This is a genomic window from Seonamhaeicola sp. (genome assembly GCF_028281565.1).
GTDB lineage: Bacteria > Bacteroidota > Bacteroidia > Flavobacteriales > Flavobacteriaceae > Seonamhaeicola.
Genome location: NZ_JANQJQ010000047.1, coordinates 173,956 through 191,083, shown reverse-complemented (window position 1 = coordinate 191,083; position 17,128 = coordinate 173,956). Strand labels below are relative to the sequence as shown.

Below are 17,128 nucleotides of genomic sequence, written 5' to 3'. Positions count from 1 at the left end.
AAACGACCATAAAACTAACTAACAAAACCTGCAAGGTTTCCACAACCTTGTAGGTTTAAATCTTCGCATCATCTAAAATATTCAGCATTGCTTGGTTAGCAGATCTATTATGAGATGCTGAATCGAGTTCAGCATGACAATACGGGAAGCTTAGTCATTCAATATTTTCCACAAAGTATCCTTAAGAGACTGGATACCTTGATGTGCCACCGAAGAAATAAACAAATATGGAATAGGCAACGCGTTATCAAGTTCTGCTTTAAGCTCTCCCTTCAACTCCTCATCCAGCATATCACTTTTTGAAATAGCTATCAAACGCTCCTTATCTAACATTTCAGGATTGTAACGGCGAAGTTCATCTAACAGAATATCATATTGCTTCTTAATATCATCGGCATCAGCCGGAATTAAAAACAACAGTACCGAGTTACGCTCAATATGACGTAAAAAGTAATGACCAAGTCCCTTACCTTCTGCAGCACCTTCAATAATTCCGGGAATATCGGCCATCACAAACGTTTGAAAATCCCGATATTCCACAATACCCAAATTGGGTTTTAAAGTAGTGAACTCGTAGTCAGCAATTTTTGGTTTAGCAGAAGTGATTACCGAAAGTAATGTAGACTTTCCGGCATTCGGAAAACCTACCAAACCAACATCTGCCAGAACTTTTAATTCTAAAGTAATATATTTTTCTTCAAGAGGTAAACCGGGTTGAGCATAACGCGGTGTTTGATTGGTAGCGGATTTAAAATGCCAATTCCCCAGTCCGCCTTTACCACCTTGTACAATGATTTTTTCTTCTTTGTCTTCAGTAATTTCGAAAATCACCTGGTTAGTTTCGGTATCCCTGACCACGGTACCTAAAGGCACATCAATATAAGCATCTTCACCATCAGCCCCCGTGCTTCTGCTGCTACTTCCATGTCCCCCATGACCCGCCCGAATGTGCTTTTTGAACTTAAGATGATAAAGTGTCCATAGATTAGAGTTCCCTCTAAGGATAACATGACCGCCACGACCACCGTCACCACCATCAGGTCCACCTTTGGCAATATATTTTTCCCTATGTAAATGCGCAGATCCTTTACCCCCGTTTCCGGACGCCACATAAATTTTTACATAATCAACGAAATTGCCTTCGGTCATGATTTTGTCATTCCCGCGAAGGCGGGAATCTTTTAAATTAAAGCTATAGAACAAGTGGATTCCTGCCTTCGCAGGAATGACAAACTATAAGTTATCAATAACCGCACTTAAACGCTCTGTAATCTCTTCAATACTGCCTACACCATCAACGCCAAAGTATTTATCCTGTGCCGAGTAGTAATCTTTTAAAATAGCTGTTTTTTTATAGTACTCCGTAATGCGGTTTCTAATAATAGATTCGTCGGCATCATCAGCTCTTCCACTAGTTTCCCCCCTTTTCAATAAACGCTGTACCAAAACTTCATCATCAACTTCAAGCGCAATCATGGCACTTATAGCAGAATCTTTACTATCCATTAGTTCATCTAATGCCTTAGCCTGTGCATCGGTACGCGGAAATCCGTCAAAAATAAATCCGTTAGCATCAGCATTCTTTTCAACTTCAGCATTAAGCATATCAATAGTAACCTGGTCAGGAACCAAATCCCCTTTATCCATATAGGACTTTGCCAGCATCCCTAAAGCGGTTTCATTTTTTATGTTGTACCTGAAAACATCTCCTGTTGAAATATGTACCAGGTGATATTTTTCCTTTAAAAATTCTGCTTGCGTTCCTTTCCCCGCTCCCGGAGGGCCAAATAGCACTAAATTTGTCATGTGTTGTGTTTCTTTTATTTGATATACTTCCGGCAGATCCCTTCCTAAATTATCGTAATCCAACCCATAGCCTACTATGAATTTATTAGGAATTTCAATACCTACATAATGTAATTTAAAGTCTTTTTTGTAAGCTTCGGGTTTATAAAAAAGTGTTGCTATTTTTAGCGTTTTTACTTTTTCATTCTTAAAAATACGATGTACCTCTGCCAGTGTTTTGCCGGTATCAATAATATCCTCTAAAATGATTACTGTTCTTCCGGTAAGATCCTGGGTTAGTCCGATTAAACGTTGAATATCTTCAGAAGACTTTAACCCTTCATAGGAAGCCAGTTTTATAAAAGTAACTTCGCATGGTTTTGGGTACTTTTTCACAAAGTCGCTGGTTAGCATGAATGACCCATTTAAAATACCCACAAACACCGGAACTTCATCTCCTAAATCAGTCGAGATCTCCTCAACCAATGTATCGATGGCCATATCAATTTGTTCCGCAGAAATGAATGGCTTAAAATATTTGTCGTGTAATTTTATCACCCTAAACTTGTTTTAGGCTGCAAAGATAATTAAATGATTTACGAATTACGATTTTTGAATTACGTTTTGGAACCAAAATTCATATTTAAGTGTATTTTTGCATAACCTTAAAACAGTTTCTGAAAAAAAATATTGATGAACTACTTTTCTTCTGATTTTAAACTGGGAATTCTTGGTGGCGGACAATTAGGAAAAATGCTGCTTTATAATACAAGAAAGTTTGATATTTATACCTCGGTAATGGATGCCAGTAAGGAAGCACCTTGTAAAATGGCTTGTAACGAATTTACACTGGGCGATTTAATGGATTACGATGCGGTTTACAATTTTGGCAAACAAGTAGATGTACTGACCATTGAAATTGAAAACGTGAATGTGGATGCTCTGGAAGCTTTGGAAAAAAAAGGTATTAAAGTGTATCCTGCTTCTAAAACGCTAAGAACCATCCAAAACAAGGCAAAACAAAAGTTGTTTTATATTGATAATGACATTCCAACGGCCCCGTTTTCACGATTTGCTTATACATCTGAAATTAAAGAAGCTATAAATCATGGAGGATTATCACTACCTTTCGTTTGGAAAAGCACCCAGTTCGGGTATGACGGACAAGGTGTTAAAATTGTAAGATCTGTTGATGATCTGGAAGGTTTGCCTAATGTGGAATGTATTGCTGAAAACTTAGTCCCCTTTAAAAACGAATTGGCTGTTATTGTGGCCCGAAATGCATCGGGAGATATAAAAAGCTATCCGGTTGTTGAGATGGAATTTCACCCGGAGGCCAATCAGGTAGAATATGTCATTTGTCCTGCCAGAATTGATGATGATGTTGCGAAAAAAGCGGAAGCTGTAGCTTTAAAAGTATCAAAAGCGTTTGATCATGTTGGATTATTGGCTGTAGAAATGTTTCAAACCGAAGATGATGCTATTTTGGTGAATGAGGTAGCCCCAAGACCTCATAATTCAGGGCATCAAACCATAGAGGCAAGCTATACATCACAGTTTGAACAACACCTCAGAGCCATTTTAGATTTACCCTTGGGCAGAACAGACAGTAAAGTTGGCGGTGTTATGGTAAACTTGGTTGGAGCCGAAGGTTATACCGGAAATGTAGTTTATAAAAATATTGAAGCCATTATGGGCATGGAAGGCGTGACACCGCATATTTATGGAAAGCAACAAACCAGGCCTTTTAGAAAAATGGGACATGTAACTATAGTTAATGAAGATTTAAATGAAGCCAGGCGTGTTGCTGAAAAGGTAAAAAAATCTATTGAAGTTATAAGTGAGTAAATCACAAGAAACAAATACCAAATACCAAAAAGCTTAATATGGATGACTTGGAATTTGGAATTTGGAATTTAAAATTTGAATTTTTATGAGTAAAGTAGGCGTGATTATGGGAAGCAAAAGTGATCTTCCTGTTATGCAAGATGCGATTGACATCTTAAAAGGTTTTGATATTGAAGTAGAAGTAGACATTGTTTCGGCACACCGAACTCCGGAAAAACTATTCGATTACGGAAAACATGCTCACACCAGGGGCTTTGCCGTTATTATTGCCGGTGCCGGTGGTGCAGCCCATTTACCGGGCATGATTGCATCGCTTTCCCCGCTTCCGGTAATTGGCGTTCCGGTAAAAAGTAGCAACTCCATTGATGGTTGGGATTCGGTATTATCTATTTTACAAATGCCCGGAGGCGTACCTGTTGCAACAGTGGCATTAAACGGCGCAAAAAATGCCGGTATTTTAGCGGCTCAAATTATTGGCTCTAATGATTCCTGTGTACTGGATAAGATAGTTGCCTACAAAGAAGGTTTAAAAATTAAGGTAAACGAATCTGCTAAGGATTTACAATGAAAAAAACCTCGAATTTTTGATTCGAGGTTTTTAGCTATTAACATATAATCCTTTATGAGTTAGTCACTCTTAAAATTTTTCAGCCGCTAAAATATAAAAAATTTATTATGTATGCATAGTAAATTAAAACTTTAACATATTTCGCATAACATGTCCTATAAAATATTATTAGATTCTTTTGAAACAGCTTACAATACAGCGCCTTTTTCAAAGATAAAAGACAGCCATTTTTTACCGGCTTTTAAAGAAGCTATAGATGATGCCAAAACAGAAATTGACGCCATTATAAATAATTCTGAAGCGCCTACTTTTGAAAACACCATTGCAGCTTTAGATTTTTCAGGAGAACAATTGGACAGGATTTCCAGTATTTTTTTCAATTTGAATTCCGCCGAAACGAATGATACTATCCAAAAAATAGCTCAGGAAGTGTCGCCTTTACTTTCAGAATTCAGTAATGACATTACTCTAAATGAAGATTTATTTAAGCGCGTTAAATCGGTTTACAATGCTAAAGACGCATTAGATTTAACGGTAGAACAACAAACGTTGCTTGATAAAAAATATAAAAGCTTTTCAAGAAACGGCGCCAACCTTCCGGAAGATAAAAAAGAAGTACTCAGAGAGATTGATAAAAAATTAAGTCAGTTGAAGCTTAAATTCGGCGAAAATGTTTTAGCAGAAACCAACAAGTTTGAAATGCTCATAACAGATGAATCCGATTTATCCGGTTTACCTGAAGGTACTAAAGAAGCCGCTAAACAATTAGCGGAAGCAAAAAAGAAAGAAGGTTGGTTATTCACTTTAGATTATCCAAGTTATATTCCCTTTGTAACCTATGCCGATAATCGTGACCTACGAAAAAAAATGGCTTTGGCCGCAGGCAGTAAAGGATTTAAAAATGACGATTTAGACAATCAAAAAATCGTATTGGACATTGTAACCCTAAGGCACCAACGGGCTAATCTTTTAGGATATAAAACCCATGCACATTTTGTTTTGGAAGAGCGTATGGCAGAAATACCTGAAAATGTCACCAGGTTTTTAAACGAACTGTTAGAAAAAGCAAAGCCTGCTGCCCAACGTGAGTTTAAAAACTTAAGTGACTTTGCTAAAGAATCAGATGGTTTGGATCAACTTCAAAAATGGGATGGTGCTTACTATTCCGAAAAGCTAAAACAAAAGCTGTTTAGTTTAGATGATGAGTTACTAAAACCTTATTTTAAACTGGAAAACGTAATTGATGGTGCTTTTACAGTTGCAAACAAGCTTTTCGATTTAAACTTTGAAGAAATTGACACTATTGATAAATATCATGAAGATGTTTTAACCTACAGAGTAACCAATGCTGATGGCGATTTTATAGCGATATTTTATGCCGATTTTTTCCCAAGACCGGGAAAAAGAAATGGTGCATGGATGACCGTATACAAACCGCAATACATTAAAAACGGTGAAAACTCCAGGCCCCATATTTCCATTGTTTGCAACTTTACCAAACCCACTAAAAGTAAACCTTCGCTTTTAACTTTTAATGAAGTAACCACCTTGTTCCATGAGTTTGGTCATGCATTACATGGTATGTTAGCCAATACAACTTATCCGGGTTTATCAGGCACCAGTGTATATTGGGATTTTGTGGAATTACCTAGCCAGGTCATGGAAAACTGGTGCTACGAAAAGGAAGCTCTAGAATTATTTGCCACACATTATGAAACCGGAGCACTTATCCCTATGGAATTGGTTGAAAAAATCAAAGAATCCGCTACCTTTCATGAAGGGATGCAAACCTTACGCCAGTTAAGCTTCGGGTTGTTGGATATGAGCTGGCATTCAGTTGATAATCCTGAAACTATTTCTTCTGTTAAAGCACATGAAACCATAGCTTTTAGCAATACCCAATTATACCCTGATGTTGCAGATAACTGTATGAGTACTGCTTTCGCTCATATTTTTCAGGGTGGTTATTCATCAGGTTATTACAGTTACAAATGGGCAGAAGTATTAGATGCTGACGCTTTTGAATATTTTAAAGAGGCCGGTATTTTCAATAAAGAGGTTGCTTATAAATTTAAGGATCATGTCCTTTCTAAAGGAGGCACGGAAAACCCAATGACACTTTATAAGCGTTTCAGAGGTCAGGAACCAAAGCCAGAGGCTTTACTAAAACGTGCCGGGTTAATTAAAAAGTAATTGCTTCTATAGCGATTTAATATAGCTATACATTTTTTCCCTAACCTTTAGGTCTGGTAATTTGCCATAACCTGCCATCATGTTATCAATCATATGATGGGGTTTGGAAGTTCCGGGGATTACGCAGGTCACTAATTCGTTCGATAGGATAAACTTCAGGAAGAATTGTCCCCAACTATTGATGTCATAGTCTTTAGCCCAGGTTGGAATGGTTTTTCCTTTGGTGGCTCTAAATAATCTGCCGGTTTCAAAAGGCCTGTTAATTAAAGTCGCTGTATTGTGTTTTCTAATGGTTTCAAACAACGATTTTTCCGCATGACGTGATAAAATAGAATAATTGAACTGTACAAAATCCGGTTTTTCAGCTTTAATGACCTCTTCTAATTGCTGATGTGAACTATCGGTATAATGTGTAATGCCCCAATATTTAATTTTTCCTTCTGCTTTCCAATCTCTAAGTGTTTTTACATGGACTTTCCAGTCCACCAGGTTATGGATTTGCATTAAATCCATCTGTTGGCGTTGCATTAGCTTAAACGAATTCTGCATTTGATTAATGCCCGCTTCCCTTCCACTTATCCAAACTTTAGTTGCGTAAAAAAAATTATTTTTAAAATCAGCTTTTTGAGTTAAGTCTCCTACTACATGTTCAGAACTGCCATACATGGGTGAAGAATCTATAACCCGCCCTCCTAATTTATTCATCTCAACTAAAACCTGACTCAATCGCTCTCTATCTGAACCGGAATTACCAACATCAAAAGTTTGCCATGTACCCAAACCTATTACCGGCAGCAACGCATTGGACGAAGGAATTTTTCTCTGTAACATAGGGTCCTTAAAATTGAATGACGACAATAACGGAGACAAGGCTATTCCCAGTCCGGCAAGCCCGGATAACTTTAAAACGTCCCTTCTATTGTATTCCTTATAGATCACATTCTAAAATTAATGAAAAATACTTTAAATATGTTTACTATTTATACGTTTAACACTTATGAAGTTGGTAAAAATACTGGTGCACCTACTATTTATCTTATTGCTGACCATGTTAACCCAGGTAGGTGGTTTGTTGTGGTTGCTAGCCTTATTTATTTCAGCCAGATTCAAAAAGAAAAAACGCTACCTATTTCCAATTTTATATTTGATCTTCAATATTTTGATAATTCCGCCAATTGCAAAAAGTTTTGGCAGAGAGGCATTACCAGTTTTCAATTCTGAATTAAGATCAAAAAATATAGTCTATCCCTTATTATTTAGAAATTATGTTAAACCTAGATTAAAAGTTGAACTAGAACATGCCTTACATGTATTGTATAAATCAGATATAAGAATTACCTATCTTGATGCTAATTTTCCCTTCTTTGACGGCTTTCCTTTACTCCCTCACCTAAGCCATAACGACGGCAAAAAAGTAGATATTTCATTTATGTATTTAGACGAAAACGGAAATTCAACAAATAAGAAACCATCGGTTTCAGGTTACGGTGCCTATGTTGTAGACCATATGGAAACTTCAGAAAACTGCTTAAACAATGGCTACTGGCAATATGATTTCCCCAAATATTTAACTTTCGGGACTATCAATGATTTAGAATTAGATCGAAATAAAACAAAAGCTTTAATACTTCAATTGTTAGCTTCGCCTAAAACCGAAAAGATCTTTATTGAACCTTATCTTAAGGAACGTCTGGGTTTATCTTCGGAAAACAAAATCAGGTTTCACGGTTGCCAGGCCGTAAGGCATGACGACCATATACATCTTCAAATAAAATAATTACTCCTTATTGGCATATAAAAATTGCTTTTCTAAAGGCACGCCAAAATTAGATTCTAATTCTGCCTTAATAGCTTTAAAATATTTGGTGTCCGGCGGTGCTACAAAATTGGCCCAAAAATTAGCATTATAAGGTACTTTTAAATCAGCCATATCGGTTTTTGGAGCTGCTTCCTGATGTCTAACACGCATTCTTTTTCTATCGGTTTCAATATCTAAAACAAAAACTTCATGCTTATAAGTCGCCTGAATTTGGTTTATACCTTTTCCCAATCGCCTTTGAAGCTCGGTCGAAATCTTTTCCTGAGAGGTCCATTGTCTGCTATGATATCCTAAAAAAAGCCTGCCATCTTTATGCTTCTTATACACATATAAAGAATTATTTGCCTCGTTTTCAATTCTATAAATAGCATAAGTATCAACACCTATATAAAGTTTAAAAGGCTGACCATTGGCCATATATTTGTATGCTCCCTTAGGAGGTCTGCCTTCAATAATCACCACATCTTCACCATCATAGGAGGTGTCTCCAACTTTTTTCCAGGTAATTTTCTTCATGGGTAAGTGTTGCCTGACGGGATTACGAATGGTCATAGGAACCACGGAATGCCTGAATTCTTTTTTCTTAAAAAACCTGTAATCGGCAGATTTTCGCCCCTCCATAACTTCAATAGCTATGATTTCCATAGCCGATGGCCCTTTATCTAAGATCTTCATATAGTGCTCTACAAAAAACCGGGCCTTTTTCTCTTCACTGGACGCTCTTCTATACAACAAGGTAAGTTGATGCGGCTTACTAATCGTGGTGTTCTTTAAGTTTTTCAAAGCATTTTGAACGTATTCAACCGGCGACAAAATTTTTATCTCGTCTAACTCTACAATGCTTTCTTTAAGTCGAATTACTTTTTCCGGTTGACTTAAATAGTCGCTAATTTTAACTTTTGCGGGCTCATACCCCATGCAACTGATCTCTAAAGAATCGTTGACTTCACTTTTAAAAATTTCCAATAAAAAAGCCCCATCTTCATTGGTCATGGTCCCTTTATACTTATTTGTAAATGTAATGTTGGCATAAGGCACCGGATTGTTAGATCCGTCTTGCACTACGCCATCAACTTCTACCGTATTACTCTGTGAAAATCCGATATAACAACACAATATTGTTAAAACTAAACATGATCTCGTTATAATGCACTTTTTCAATAACATTTTAAATTGTTTAATTATTTTGAAATAAGGATACGAAAAAAAGCTTTTTACAACAAACTTTCAAAAATTATTGAAAGTTTAGAAAATAATTATATCTTTGTTATATGAATTACGAAGAAGCCAAAGAAAAGTTCATTAGTACCTGGGGAAGCCTAGGATCTATGTGGGGTATAAATAAGGCCATGGCACAGATACAAGCCTTGTTATTTATTTCTACGAAACCGCTTTCGATGGAGGACATCATGGAGGAACTTAAAATCTCCAGGGGCAATACCAGTATGAACTTACGTCAGCTAATGGACTGGGGCATTGTTACTAAAGAATTAGTTCCAGGCGAACGTAGAGAATTCTTTACTACCGAAAAAGATGTTGAAGAACTGGCAAGACACATTGCTAAAGAACGAAGTAGACGAGAAATAAAACCAGTTATTAAAACTTTAAAAGAAGTAAGTTCTATTAAAGATGATGGAACCGCTAAAACTAAAGAGCTTATTAAACAGACTAAAGCATTACATGACCTGGCCGGTACAGCAGATTCTTTATTAAATAAAATTGCTACCCAGGAACAAAACTGGGTGACTAAATCGTTAATAAAACTCATTAAGTAAAAAAATTTAAATATAACTTTCAATTTTTTCTGAAAGTTTAAAAATAAATAAAATGAAACCAACTAACATCTTTATGACCTGCGAATGGAAAGACCTGATTATATCAACCTTTGAGGTAGACAAATCAATACTTGAGCCTTATTTGCCTATTAATACGGAATTAGATCTGTTCAATGGAAAAGCTTTGATCAGTTTGGTAGCTTTTACGTTTTCAAAAGTAAAATTCTTTGGTATTAAAGTCCCCTTTCATCAACATTTCGGACAAATAAACTTTCGGTTTTACGCTAAATCCAAAACAGATGGTTCCAGGGGTGTTGTTTTCATAAGAGAGTTTGCTCCTAAACATTTAATCGCACTAGTTGGCAATAAGATTTATAACGAACCGTATTTTTTTAAAGCGATTGGTTTAAAAAAGTTAAAGAAAGGAGATCGTATAGAGCTACAATACAATTATAAAGTAGCAACTATTAAAGCTAAGGCTGGTACAAAAACCGATAAACTTCAAAAAAACTCATTGAAACATTTTGTTGTTGACAGATACATTGCATTCATAAAAAGTAAAAAAAGAAAAACAGTTCGATATAATATATACCACAAACCTTGGGAAATCCATCAAATGGACAGTTCAAACTTAGATTCTAAACTACTTGATCTTTTGCCGGCCAACTTTAAAAACTTAAAACACTTGTCTACCTATTTGGTAAACGGTTCAGAGGTCCAGGTTCAAAAGGGAATGCTCCAATAACTTCAGTGTTAATCATTGTTTTTAAAATATTCATTTTTTTATCTTATTTTTGGGATACTAAAAATAATTGCTAGACAATGCCTAACCATCAGGTTAATCCAAATAAGTGGATCGATTTATATTCTGATTATTTGTACAATTATACCATTACACGTATCAGTGATAGAGAGGTGGCCCAAGATTTGGTTCAGGATACTTTTTTGGCGGGCTTAAAGTCAATGAAAAACTTTAAGGGTGAGGCCAGTGAACGTACGTGGCTTATCTCTATTCTAAAAAGAAAAATTATTGACCACTATCGGAAAATCAATTCCAATAAAGGAAAAGCCGAAGTTAGAATTAATTATAAAGATGACGAGACTGAAGGCGATTGGCTGGAAGAACGTGTTGCAGACCCGTTTGACAAAACTGCTGAAGACACTATGCAAAATAGTGAATTGGGAGATGCTATTCATGACTGCTTAAGCAAACTTCCCGAAAAACAAGCCGAAGTTTTTAAAATGAAGACAATACAAGGTTTTGAAACCGAGGTTATTTGTAATGAACTAAATATTACTGCGTCTAACCTTTGGGTAATAATCCATAGAGCACGTACAGCCATGGCTAGTTGCTTAAAAGAAAATTGGTTTTAATAATGAAGAAAAAGGGGTTTTTATTTATAAGCTGCGAAGAAGCGCAATACATATGCGACAAAGCACAATATGATGAAGCCAGTTTATGGGAAAAATTTAAACTGAATATCAGACTATCATGGTGCAAAATTACAAGAGCCTATTATAAGAATAATACCATGCTGACAAAAAAAATAAAGGAATCTAATGTGGAGTGTTTAGATCCTAATTGCAAAAAAAACATGAAAAAAGAGCTGGACAAGGCTATAAAAGAACAAGCAAACTAGTTAAACATCAGTAATAACCCCAACCACAAAATGGGTAGGCCTTCAACCCAAAAAGCACTGTAATACTTTCCCTGTTCTATTTTAGCAAATAATAACGCCAACAGCGTACATATCACAACTACTACCAAAACTACAAGTCTTTTTACGGATAGCTCCTCTTTAAAAAACTCTATCATTAATAGGACTATAAGAGTCATAGCTCCAATGGCTTTGGTTCTCTTTACGCCTATTTTCTGCGGAATGGTGGATAGCTTTAAATTATCAAACCGTAAATCCCTGATTTCAAATGGAAACATCAATACAATGATATAGATATAACGTTGAACAGCGGTTATAAAAACATCGGTATTTATAGCAATATCATTATTGATAAAAGGCAGAAAAACGGTTACGCCACTCCATACCAAAGCAATTAAGTATATTTTCAGTCCGCCAATACTTCGCAAGTTTTGCTGCTTGTCTACAAAAAAATGTTTGGGTAAAAACGGGATAGCATAAAAAAATGTAATAGCGCCAAAACCAAGAATGTATAATAGCGTTTTCGTTTCCAGTTTTAATGCATAAAAACACATCAATACAAAGCAGAAAAACGAAAAGATCTGAATCATTTTTAACCAATTGGCTAAACGTCTGTGATGAAATTTCGCAAGACCAAAATACTTCACAAAATTGTAGCCGGTAACAGATGCAAAAAAAACAAAAAACAACAGGCTTTTATCAAAAGGAATTTGAAATTCCATGAGCGTTATCCATGTTAACGAACTCACCGCCAAGGCCACATGAATACTACTATTTATGTAAAAGTTTAAAAGTTGTTTTAAAGCCGTCATCAAACAAAAATAATTAAACTGTTAATAACGTTATCAAATGGTTAAAAACTTTCCCGTATAAGCAACAAACAACATTAAATAATACGTATTTTTGCGGTTTGTATAATAAATTGTAATTGAATGAATACAAACGCTTTTGCTCTGCGTCATATTGGTCCGAATGAAGAAGACCAGAAACAAATGTTGGAAACGCTTGGTTTAGAATCTTTGGAACAATTAATCTATGAAACCATTCCGGATGATATCCGCTTAGACAATGGTTTGAATTTGGATGCCCCTATGACAGAGCATGAGTATTTACTTCATATTCACGATCTGTCTAAAAAGAACAAAGCTTACAAGACCTATATAGGCTTAGGGTATCACCCTACCGTAATGCCCGCTGTTATTCAACGTAACATTTTAGAAAATCCGGGTTGGTATACAGCTTATACCCCGTATCAGGCCGAAATTGCACAAGGCAGATTAGAAGCCCTTTTAAACTTCCAAACTATGGTTTTGGAACTTACCGGAATGGAAATTGCCAATGCCTCACTTCTTGATGAAAGTACAGCTGCTGCAGAAGCTATGAGCTTGTTATTTGCCGTGAGAGAACGTGCTCAAAAGAAAGCCGGTATTAATAAGTTCTTTGTTTCAGATAATGTTTTACCACAAACACTATCACTGTTGCAAACAAGAGCAAACCCAATAGGCATTGAACTGGTTGTTGGAAAAGAAGAAGATTTTGAGTTTTCTTCTGAATTCTTTGGGGCCATGTTACAATATCCGGGAAGAGATGGTCAGATAACCGATATCAAATCCTTTATTGAGCATGCTAAAAACGCTCAAATCAAGGTTGCCGTAGCTGCTGATATTTTGAGTTTGGTGAAGCTGGAAGCTCCCGGTAATTTTGGTGCCGATGTAGTGGTTGGCACCACACAACGTTTTGGAATTCCTATGGGGTATGGTGGCCCGCATGCCGCTTATTTTGCTACCAGAGAAGCTTTTAAAAGAGACATTCCCGGGCGAATTATTGGCGTAACAAAAGACGCCAATGGCAACAGGGCTTTGCGTATGGCGTTGCAAACCAGAGAGCAGCATATCAAAAGGGATAGAGCGACTTCAAACATCTGTACCGCTCAAGTATTATTGGCAGTCATGGCAGGCATGTACGCTGTTTACCATGGGCCAAAAGGATTAGAATTCATTGCCAATAAAATACATAACAAAGCATCAAAACTAGCTGAAGTTTTAGAAAGTTTTGGTTACAAACAGGTTAACACGTCATTCTTTGATACACTTCAAATAAAAACAGAGGCTGGAAAAATAAAGAAAATAGCAACCCGGAAGAAAGTCAATCTTTGTTACCCGGATAAGGACACGGTGACCATTTCCATTAATGAAACGACCTCTATAAGGGATATCAATTATTTGATTTCGGTTTTTGCAGAAGCTGCTAACAAAGAAACTGTTTTAATTTCCGAAGTGACTCCTGCAAATAATATAGAAGACTCTGTTAAAAGAACATCGTCATTCTTAGAACTGGATGTGTTCAATCAGCATCACTCAGAAACGCAGCTGATGCGCTATATTAAATCTTTGGAAAGAAAAGATTTATCGCTTAACCATTCTATGATCTCTTTAGGCTCCTGCACCATGAAACTGAATGCCGCCTCCGAAATGTTACCGTTGAGTTGGTTTAAATGGGGAAATATTCATCCCTTTGCTCCTAAAAAGCAAGCCAGAGGTTACAGAAGAGTTTTAAAAGCACTGGAAAACCAGCTTAATGAAATCACCGGTTTTGCGGCAACCTCATTACAACCAAACTCCGGTGCTCAAGGTGAGTTTGCCGGATTAATGGTTATTAAGGCCTACCATGAATCCCGTGGTGAAGGTCATAGAAATATTTGTTTGATCCCGTCATCGGCACACGGAACAAATCCGGCAAGTGCCGTGATGGCCGGAATGAAAGTTGTGGTAACAAAGTCTACGGACGAAGGCAATATTGATGTTAACGACTTACGTGAAAAAGCGATTCTGCATAAAGATAATTTAGCTGCTTTAATGGTAACCTATCCATCTACACATGGTGTTTATGAATCGGCTATTAAAGAGATCACCCAAATCATTCATGACCATGGCGGACAGGTTTATATGGACGGAGCCAATATGAATGCCCAGGTTGGTTTGACAAACCCTGGAAATATTGGTGCTGATGTTTGTCATTTAAATCTTCATAAAACATTTGCTATCCCTCATGGTGGAGGTGGTCCGGGCGTTGGTCCCATATGCGTTGCTAAGCAGCTGGCACCTTTCCTTCCCGGAAACCCGATATTTAAAACAGGTGGTGCCAAAGCTATCACAGCTATTTCTGCGGCACCCTATGGGTCTGCTCTAGCCTGCTTAATTTCGTATGGCTACATTAAAATGTTGGGAGCCGAAGGTTTAACACAATCTACTAAAGTAGCTATTTTAAATGCTAATTATATTAAACATCGATTAGATGGCCATTACAATACCCTATACTCTGGTGAACGTGGTAGAGCCGCCCATGAGATGATTGTAGATTGCAGACCTTTCAAGGCAAATGGCATTGAGGTAACAGATATCGCCAAACGTTTAATGGACTACGGTTTTCATGCCCCTACAGTATCTTTCCCGGTTGCCGGCACTTTAATGATTGAACCCACCGAAAGCGAAAGTAAAGAGGAAATAGACAGATTCTGTGATGCCATGATTTCCATTAAGAAAGAAATAGACAGTGTAACAAAGGAGGACTCAAATAATATATTAAAGAATGCACCTCACACTTTAGATATGATAACGACCAACGAATGGTACTTCCCTTATTCGAGAGAGGAAGCCGCTTTTCCATTGGAGTATATTAGGGATAATAAATTCTGGCCAAGTGTGAGACGCGTTGATGATGCCTATGGAGACAGGAATTTGGTATGCTCGTGTGCCCCTATTGAAGACTATATAGAGGCCTAATTAGCCCTGTTGAACATCGTAATGAAAATTACTATTTGATTTGTTATTCATCTAAAGCAAGTATATTAGCCTTCTGAATAAAGTTTTAGTAGCAAAACAGGTTTTATGAATATTAAAATAACGGGAGTTGGGAGTTATATACCTGACACTATTGAGAAGAACGAGAATTTTCATAATCATGAATTTTTAAATACCGATGGTTCCTCTATAAATGCTCCAAACGAAGTTATAGTAGAAAAATTTAAGGCTATTACAGGGATTGCTGAACGCCGTTACGCGAAACCTCATCACGATGCTTCGGACTTAGGCTTTTTTGCGGCAGAAAAGGCTATTGATGATGCCAACATTGATCCGGAAACCATAGACTATATAATAGTTGCTCATAATTTTGGTGATGTAAAACACAATACCATTCAAGGAGATTTACTTCCGTCTTTAGCGTCGCGTATCAAACACAGTTTACGCATTAAAAACCCAAAATGTGTGGCTTATGATATTTTATTCGGTTGCCCGGGATGGATTGAAGGTGTTATTCAGGCAAAAGCTTTTATTAAATCCGGAATGGCTAAACGCTGTTTGGTTATTGGTACCGAAACCCTCTCAAGAGTGGTTGACAAACATGACAGGGATGCCATGATCTTTTCTGATGGTGCCGGTGCTACCATCATTGAAGCAACTGATGACGAAGGTGGTATTTTGGCTCATGAAACGGCTAGTTTCACCTATGATGAAGCCTATTATCTGTACTTTGGGAATTCCAATAATCAAGAATTATGTAGAGATACGCGTTATATAAAAATGGATGGCCGTAAAATCTATGAATTTGCCCTTATGAATGTTCCAAATGCCATGAAAGCCTGTTTGGATAATAGCGGTGCAGATATTAAAGATGTAAAAAAGATATTCATCCATCAGGCCAATGAAAAAATGGACGAGGCTATTCTTAAACGTTTTTACCGACTTTACCGAACCGATATTCCCGACAACATCATGCCTATGAGTATTCAAACTTTAGGGAATAGTTCAGTGGCCACCGTTCCTACACTTTTCGATTTGGTTAAAAATAACAAAATGGAAAACCACAGTTTATCAAAAGGTGATGTGGTTATTTTTGCCAGCGTTGGTGCCGGTATGCATATAAATGCTATTGTATATAAATATTAGTTAATGTACGAGAAAAGCTTTCCCAATAAGCGCTTTAAGCACACTATTACATTCTTACAAAAACACATTTCTAATACTGAATCTATTTTAGATTTGGGTGTAGAAAACCCTTTTTCTAAAATTATGATGGAACACGGGTATGCTGTTGAAAATACTAAAGGGGAGGATTTAGACGAAGATTTAAGTAGCATTGCCAATTCAAAAGCAGACGTTGTAACCGCTTTTGAAATATTCGAACATTTATTATCCCCGTATACCGTTTTAAAAGAAATTAAAGCGGACAAATTGGTTGCCAGTGTCCCTCTGAAATTATGGTTTTCTTCTGCTTACCGAAGTAAAACAGATATGCGGGACAGACATTATCACGAGTTTGAAGATTGGCAATTTGACTGGTTATTGGAAAAAACCGGATGGAAAATAGTGGACCGTCAAAAATGGACCAACCCGACAAAAAAAATTGGTATCCGCCCTATTTTACGATGGTTTACTCCCAGATACTACATTGTTTACGCTGAAAGAGCTCACAACTAACAATT

At 36.8% G+C, this 17,128-nt stretch carries 16 protein-coding genes; 11 read left to right on the top strand and 5 right to left on the bottom strand.

Features of this window, described 5'->3' with window-relative positions; genetic code table 11:
* Positions 1–150 precede the first annotated feature (150 nt).
* Positions 151–1,149 carry a GTPase ObgE gene (gene obgE, locus Q0983_RS20405; protein WP_299557098.1) on the bottom strand — a complete coding sequence of 333 codons (999 nt, stop codon included), beginning with the start codon at positions 1,147–1,149 and terminating at the stop codon, positions 151–153.
* An 84-nt stretch (positions 1,150–1,233) separates the two neighbouring features.
* Positions 1,234–2,343: an adenylate kinase gene (locus tag Q0983_RS20400; protein WP_299557097.1), complete on the bottom strand. Its 1,110-nt coding sequence runs from the start codon at positions 2,341–2,343 to the stop codon at positions 1,234–1,236.
* A gap of 135 nt (positions 2,344–2,478) precedes the next feature.
* Here Q0983_RS20400 and Q0983_RS20395 point away from each other — a divergent pair, with 135 nt between their 5' ends.
* The 3 genes from Q0983_RS20395 (at position 2,479) to Q0983_RS20385 (ending at position 6,394) form a co-directional block, all read left to right on the top strand.
* Positions 2,479–3,633, top strand: a complete 1,155-nt coding sequence (locus Q0983_RS20395; protein WP_299557095.1) for a 5-(carboxyamino)imidazole ribonucleotide synthase — start codon at positions 2,479–2,481, stop codon at positions 3,631–3,633.
* Between the two features lie 85 nt (positions 3,634–3,718).
* Positions 3,719–4,201 carry a 5-(carboxyamino)imidazole ribonucleotide mutase gene (gene purE / locus Q0983_RS20390; protein ID WP_299557093.1) on the top strand — a complete coding sequence of 161 codons (483 nt, stop codon included), beginning with the start codon at positions 3,719–3,721 and terminating at the stop codon, positions 4,199–4,201.
* Between the two features lie 150 nt (positions 4,202–4,351).
* On the top strand, positions 4,352–6,394 hold the full coding sequence (locus Q0983_RS20385; RefSeq protein ID WP_299557091.1) for a M3 family metallopeptidase: 2,043 nt from the start codon (positions 4,352–4,354) through the stop codon (positions 6,392–6,394).
* 6 nt (positions 6,395–6,400) lie between these two features.
* On the opposite strand, the gene Q0983_RS20380 is transcribed toward Q0983_RS20385, so the two are convergent.
* Positions 6,401–7,333 carry an aldo/keto reductase gene (locus Q0983_RS20380; protein WP_299557089.1) on the bottom strand — a complete coding sequence of 311 codons (933 nt, stop codon included), beginning with the start codon at positions 7,331–7,333 and terminating at the stop codon, positions 6,401–6,403.
* 58 nt (positions 7,334–7,391) lie between these two features.
* On the opposite strand from Q0983_RS20380, the gene Q0983_RS20375 reads away from it, so the two are divergent.
* Positions 7,392–8,171, top strand: coding sequence for a hypothetical protein (locus Q0983_RS20375; protein WP_299557087.1), 780 nt, complete (start codon positions 7,392–7,394; stop codon positions 8,169–8,171).
* Here the strand turns inward: Q0983_RS20375 and Q0983_RS20370 are convergent, their stop codons facing one another.
* Entirely contained in the window at positions 8,172–9,374 is a 1,203-nt protein-coding gene (locus tag Q0983_RS20370) for a carboxypeptidase-like regulatory domain-containing protein (RefSeq protein ID WP_299557085.1), read from the bottom strand.
* A 110-nt stretch (positions 9,375–9,484) separates the two neighbouring features.
* On the opposite strand from Q0983_RS20370, the gene Q0983_RS20365 reads away from it, so the two are divergent.
* The 4 genes from Q0983_RS20365 to Q0983_RS20350 all read left to right on the top strand — a co-directional run bounded on the left by Q0983_RS20365 (position 9,485) and on the right by Q0983_RS20350 (position 11,628).
* Positions 9,485–9,988 carry a MarR family transcriptional regulator gene (locus Q0983_RS20365; protein WP_299557083.1) on the top strand — a complete coding sequence of 168 codons (504 nt, stop codon included), beginning with the start codon at positions 9,485–9,487 and terminating at the stop codon, positions 9,986–9,988.
* Positions 9,989–10,040: 52 nt separating this feature from the next.
* The gene (locus Q0983_RS20360; RefSeq protein WP_299557081.1) at positions 10,041–10,733 is read left to right on the top strand and encodes a DUF2071 domain-containing protein; all 693 of its coding nucleotides are present in this window, start codon (positions 10,041–10,043) and stop codon (positions 10,731–10,733) included.
* A gap of 77 nt (positions 10,734–10,810) precedes the next feature.
* A complete protein-coding gene (locus Q0983_RS20355) occupies positions 10,811–11,362 on the top strand; it encodes a sigma-70 family RNA polymerase sigma factor (RefSeq protein ID WP_299557079.1) in 552 nt (183 codons plus the stop codon).
* Positions 11,363–11,364: 2 nt separating this feature from the next.
* Positions 11,365–11,628 carry a hypothetical protein gene (locus tag Q0983_RS20350; RefSeq protein WP_299557077.1) on the top strand — a complete coding sequence of 88 codons (264 nt, stop codon included), beginning with the start codon at positions 11,365–11,367 and terminating at the stop codon, positions 11,626–11,628.
* Here Q0983_RS20350 and Q0983_RS20345 read toward each other — a convergent pair.
* The gene (locus tag Q0983_RS20345) at positions 11,625–12,458 is read right to left on the bottom strand and encodes a hypothetical protein (RefSeq protein WP_299557141.1); all 834 of its coding nucleotides are present in this window, start codon (positions 12,456–12,458) and stop codon (positions 11,625–11,627) included. The two genes, Q0983_RS20350 and Q0983_RS20345, sit on opposite strands and share 4 nt — an antisense overlap.
* Positions 12,459–12,578: 120 nt before the next feature.
* Here Q0983_RS20345 and gcvP point away from each other — a divergent pair, with 120 nt between their 5' ends.
* From gcvP to Q0983_RS20330, 3 genes are all read left to right on the top strand, one after another.
* Positions 12,579–15,428, top strand: a complete 2,850-nt coding sequence (gene gcvP / locus Q0983_RS20340) for an aminomethyl-transferring glycine dehydrogenase (protein ID WP_299557075.1) — start codon at positions 12,579–12,581, stop codon at positions 15,426–15,428.
* Positions 15,429–15,533: 105 nt separating this feature from the next.
* Complete coding sequence (locus Q0983_RS20335) at positions 15,534–16,592, top strand: ketoacyl-ACP synthase III (protein ID WP_299557073.1); 1,059 nt, start codon at positions 15,534–15,536, stop codon at positions 16,590–16,592.
* 3 nt (positions 16,593–16,595) lie between these two features.
* A complete protein-coding gene (locus Q0983_RS20330) occupies positions 16,596–17,123 on the top strand; it encodes a methyltransferase (protein WP_299557071.1) in 528 nt (175 codons plus the stop codon).
* The last annotated feature ends 5 nt before the right edge of the window (positions 17,124–17,128 follow it).

Excerpts from the sequence above, each read along its gene's own strand:
- obgE (WP_299557098.1), bottom strand. The coding sequence starts at position 1,149 with ATGACCGAAGGCAATTTCGTTGATTATGTAAAAATTTATGTGGCGTCC.
- Q0983_RS20395 (WP_299557095.1), top strand. The coding sequence starts at position 2,479 with ATGAACTACTTTTCTTCTGATTTTAAACTGGGAATTCTTGGTGGCGGA.
- purE (WP_299557093.1), top strand. The coding sequence starts at position 3,719 with ATGAGTAAAGTAGGCGTGATTATGGGAAGCAAAAGTGATCTTCCTGTT.
- Q0983_RS20385 (WP_299557091.1), top strand. The coding sequence starts at position 4,352 with ATGTCCTATAAAATATTATTAGATTCTTTTGAAACAGCTTACAATACA.
- Q0983_RS20375 (WP_299557087.1), top strand. The coding sequence starts at position 7,392 with ATGAAGTTGGTAAAAATACTGGTGCACCTACTATTTATCTTATTGCTG.
- Q0983_RS20365 (WP_299557083.1), top strand. The coding sequence starts at position 9,485 with ATGAATTACGAAGAAGCCAAAGAAAAGTTCATTAGTACCTGGGGAAGC.
- Q0983_RS20360 (WP_299557081.1), top strand. The coding sequence starts at position 10,041 with ATGAAACCAACTAACATCTTTATGACCTGCGAATGGAAAGACCTGATT.
- Q0983_RS20355 (WP_299557079.1), top strand. The coding sequence starts at position 10,811 with ATGCCTAACCATCAGGTTAATCCAAATAAGTGGATCGATTTATATTCT.
- Q0983_RS20350 (WP_299557077.1), top strand. The coding sequence starts at position 11,365 with ATGAAGAAAAAGGGGTTTTTATTTATAAGCTGCGAAGAAGCGCAATAC.
- Q0983_RS20345 (WP_299557141.1), bottom strand. The coding sequence starts at position 12,458 with ATGACGGCTTTAAAACAACTTTTAAACTTTTACATAAATAGTAGTATT.
- gcvP (WP_299557075.1), top strand. The coding sequence starts at position 12,579 with ATGAATACAAACGCTTTTGCTCTGCGTCATATTGGTCCGAATGAAGAA.
- Q0983_RS20335 (WP_299557073.1), top strand. The coding sequence starts at position 15,534 with ATGAATATTAAAATAACGGGAGTTGGGAGTTATATACCTGACACTATT.
- Q0983_RS20330 (WP_299557071.1), top strand. The coding sequence starts at position 16,596 with ATGTACGAGAAAAGCTTTCCCAATAAGCGCTTTAAGCACACTATTACA.